Genomic DNA, 4,168 nt, shown 5'->3' with positions numbered 1-4,168 from the left:
TGATGCGCGCCTTCTATCAGTCCAGGAATATCGGCTAGCACGAACTCTTGCTTGCCAACATAAGCAACCCCTAATTGCGGGATCAGGGTGGTAAATGGATAATCAGCGATTTTCGGTTTTGCCCTGGTATTTGCCGCCAAAAAAGTTGACTTCCCTGCGTTTGGCAGGCCTACCAAACCAACATCGGCTATTAACTTCAGGCTGAACCACACCCAAAGCTCTTCGCCTGGAGTTCCAGGATCGGCCCTTTTTGGCGCTTGGTTGGTCGAGGTTTTAAAGCTGGCATTGCCGCGACCGCCTACGCCGCCTTGGGCCAGCATACAACTTTGGCCGACTTCAACCAGGTCGGCGATAAGCAAGTCGCTGTCGCAGTCAATTATTTGGGTGCCTGTGGGCACCTTAAGCACCAAATCCTCACCGCCTGGGCCTGTGCAGTTTTGCCCATGTCCGTTTTCACCACGTTGAGCATGGAAATGCTGTTGATATCTGTAGTCTATAAGAGTGTTTAGATTACCAACCGCCTTTACGATTATATTGCCGCCGTTGCCGCCGTTGCCGCCGTCAGGCCCGCCGAATTCTATAAACTTCTCGCGGCGAAAGCCTACGCACCCATTGCCGCCATCGCCTGCCTTTACGTGTATTTTAACGTTATCTAGAAACTTCAATCCTAACGCCTAAGAACTTATTGACAACAGCTAGCAATATGTCTTATTTAAGAGCTTGCGCTAAGGCGATGATAGTTTAAGTAAGACCTGAATTCACTATAATGTTTGCAGTATTACAAACTGGCGGAAAGCAATACCGAGTGTGCGAAGGCGACTTTATCAAAGTTGAAAGACTGGCGTTTGATAAAGGCAGCCAGGTAACGCTTGATCAAATCTTGATGCTTGGCGATAAAGATAAGGTTGTCGTTGGCGCCCCCATTGTTCAAGGGGCAAGCGTCAGTGCGACGATACTGGATCAAGACAAAACCAGGACCATTTTGGTTTTTAAAAAGCGTAGACGTAAGCATTTTAGAAGGAAAAATGGTCATCGGCAGAGCTTTACTGTTCTGCGTATAGATCAAATAGAAAAAGGTAGCCTGAGGTCCTAAAAAATGGCACACAAAAAAGCTGGTGGAAGTACTTGTAACGGACGTGATTCCGAGAGTAAGAGGCTTGGGGTTAAGCGTTATGGTGGCCAAAGCGTAGTGGCCGGCAACATAATTGTACGCCAAAGGGGAACCAAATTTCATCCCGGCAGGAACGTGGGTATTGGCAAAGACCACACGCTTTATGCCTTGAACAATGGGATTGTGCGCTTTTCTGTGAGCAACGGCCGCAGTGTCGTGTCTTTAGGCTAACCCTCAAATCACTTTGATTTTTCGCTGACTGATGTGTTGGCGAGTTTTTGTGTGTTTTTTCGAAAAATCAATATTAAAATTTGATTTTGAATCTTATTTGTCAATTATTTTTTTTTATAATCGATCAATATAATTATGCCTAGTGATATATTTTTATCTATTGCTGAGGCGTTTAACGTTGAAAACTAAGTACGGGTATCAGGTACATAATACATACAATAATGCTAACTTAAGCAGAGCTGCTGGTGTACTCACCTCGTGTTGTTGGGTATTAACTTTCCTTCTTGGCGGATGCCAAACGTCAAATAATCCACCTATCCAACTTGACCAAATATCGCAGGTGGTAAAAAAGCGTATTGTTGAAGTTCAGGTACACTGTGATACTTTCTCAAGGAAAGGCACTAGGCTGATTAATGTCTATGTATTGGACACCGTTGCGGACTCTGTCAAAAAGTGTTTTGAAGACCTTCTGAAAGAACAATTCCCTATATATGAAATCGGCTCCTATATCAATCGACATAGGCTTCATGAAGACGTTCCGTCAATTCATGCATTTGGTGTTGCGCTTGACATAAATGCTCTACTTAATCCCTATTTCAGCATTGACAGAGTTGAAATACTACCTAAGCGTTCTCTCGACAGGCATAAAGATAGGATGCTGTATTTAACGAAGCGATTGAAAACATACGATCTTCCCAAGCAAGAATCTGCCGCTGTGCTAAACTTAATTGTGCAACCTCATGGATATGATGATTGGTTCTTAAACAGGAATTATGTGCGTCCTGGTATGATCACCCCACGAATAGCCGCAATTTTCAAAAGACATGGTTTCGACGTTTGGGGCGGTATGTGGCGAGAGCCAATGGACTATATGCACTTTCAGCCTAACCATGAATTAGCCGAAGCGTTGATTAAGCTGCCGCCCGATAAAGCCGCGGTTTTGTGGCAAAAACACTTAGTAAAGTGCAACGAATCTTAAGTAACACAAGATAAATATTGAGCTGTAGGCCGTAACACTTGGTGTATGCGTGGTATTATTTTGTGCTTGACAACGCATTTTTATTCACAACCATCTAAAAACCCAATGAACGCATATATAAACCAGCGATAGATTGCATAAATCTTAGCATTGCTCATAATATACCTTTGATAAAAGCTGGATTTGCTGGCGGTTTGAAATTAAACTTTTGAATCAAGAAATGTTTAATACACAGTTAATTTAATCTTCTAAAAAATTTTAAATAAAATTTATACACAAACTTATCCACATAATTAGAAGCGTTTTTATATTCATTCAACTGCCTACAACGGTTTGTCTTGATAATTCTTCGGCAAAGGTGCTAGGAGTTTGGTATGCTTAACTAAAATTTAGATTTTCTGCGTGGAGCTGTGTTTTGAGCAGATTTGACGAGATTATAGCGATAATAGAATCCTATCTATCTAATGAGGAAATTAGCTCGATCAAGAAGGCATATAATGCTGCCAAAATGGCTCATGAAAGCCAGGTTCGTCTGTCTGGCGAGCCTTATTTAACTCACCTAGAGGAGGTGGCCTTTATTTTGGCGGAAATGCGGCTTGATGCAAGTACAATTATAGCCGGCTTACTGCATGACGCTCTTGAAGACACAAGCATTACACGCCAAATGATAGAAGGTGCTTTTGGGCAAGAAGTAGCTGCTATAGTAGACGGCGTAACCAAGTTCAACAAAATACCTTTAAGCAGCGAGTATGCCCATAAGCTTAAAAACTTTTGTAAATTTTTGCTCGCTTTGTCTTCCGATATTCGTGTTGTTTTCATAAAACTGGCAGACCGCCTGCACAACATGAGGACCATAGAACACCACTCGCCTGACAAGATACGTAAAATTTCACTCGAGACGCTTAAAGTATTCGCTCCGCTTGCCGATATGGTGGGGATTAATAAAATAAAGGATGAGCTGGAATTACTGTCATTTGTGCAAGTCAGGCCAGAAGAAGCAAAAGCTGTTCAGCTTCGTCTAAAAGAGCTGTCCAGCAAAAACAAAAAGCTGATCGACAGCATAGTTGCTGACTTTGAACGTTCATTAAAAAATACATTTTTTAATTTTAAAGTTTTTGGAAGGTTAAAAACCGCATACTCTATTTGGGAGAAAATGCGCAAAAGAAACTTTAACCTGCTGCAGCTGAACGATATTGTTGCAATTCGTATAATCGTCAGCAGTGTGGAAGATTGCTATTATGCCCTTGGGGTTGTGCATTCCGCATATCAAGCAGTACAAGGAACAATTAAGGATTATATAAGCTCACCTAAAAGTAATCAGTATCAATCTATACATACAGTTGTGTTTGGGCCTTATAAACAGCAACTGGAAGTGCAAATCCGTACGAAAGAAATGGATAAAATGGCCGAGTACGGTGTGGCAGCACACTGGAATTATAAAAGGAAAATTGGCGATATTAACAATTTTGAAAATTATAAATGGCTTCGAGGATTTTTGAATTATATAGGGGAAAAATCGCTTTACCCAATCTCAGATCAAAACAAAAACAACGATTTATTTTGTGATGAAGTCTTTTGTTTTACCCCCAATGGCGATGTAATTACCTTACTGCGAGGGGCCTCTGTGCTGGACTTTGCCTATAACGTACATACTTTAGTTGGAAATACTTGTATTGGCGCTAAAATAAACGGAGATACAGTACCAATCCAAAAAAAGCTGCAAAACGGGGATACTGTTGAAATCATTACTTCTCCATTCCAAAGACCAGTCCCCTCATGGATAAGCAAAGTTGCGTTGAAAAAATCAAGAAAGGCTATCAATAGTTTTCTTAAGTCACAGAAGTGCA

Annotated in this window: 5 protein-coding genes; 4 read left to right on the top strand and 1 reads right to left on the bottom strand. The window is 41.4% G+C overall.

Translation table 11 applies throughout. The annotated features are described in order from the left end of the window. A partial coding sequence (gene obgE, locus LBL30_04705; GenBank protein MDR1032383.1) for a GTPase ObgE occupies positions 1 to 665 on the bottom strand: 665 nt, incomplete at its 3' end. 101 nt (positions 666 to 766) lie between these two features. Here obgE and rplU point away from each other — a divergent pair. From rplU to LBL30_04685, 4 genes are all read left to right on the top strand, one after another. Then, positions 767 to 1,093, top strand: a complete 327-nt coding sequence (gene rplU, locus LBL30_04700) for a 50S ribosomal protein L21 (protein MDR1032382.1) — start codon at positions 767 to 769, stop codon at positions 1,091 to 1,093. Positions 1,094 to 1,096: 3 nt separating this feature from the next. Further along, a complete protein-coding gene (rpmA, locus tag LBL30_04695; GenBank protein MDR1032381.1) occupies positions 1,097 to 1,342 on the top strand; it encodes a 50S ribosomal protein L27 in 246 nt (81 codons plus the stop codon). A gap of 178 nt (positions 1,343 to 1,520) precedes the next feature. Then, positions 1,521 to 2,321 carry a M15 family metallopeptidase gene (locus tag LBL30_04690; GenBank protein MDR1032380.1) on the top strand — a complete coding sequence of 267 codons (801 nt, stop codon included), beginning with the start codon at positions 1,521 to 1,523 and terminating at the stop codon, positions 2,319 to 2,321. A gap of 415 nt (positions 2,322 to 2,736) precedes the next feature. Next, a partial coding sequence (locus LBL30_04685) for a RelA/SpoT family protein (protein ID MDR1032379.1) occupies positions 2,737 to 4,168 on the top strand: 1,432 nt, incomplete at its 3' end.

This window comes from Holosporales bacterium (genome assembly GCA_031263535.1).
Lineage (GTDB): Bacteria > Pseudomonadota > Alphaproteobacteria > UBA3830 > JAIRWN01 > JAIRWN01.
Note: the sequence above shows the minus strand (reverse complement) of the source record. Positions and strands in the feature narration are given on the sequence as shown.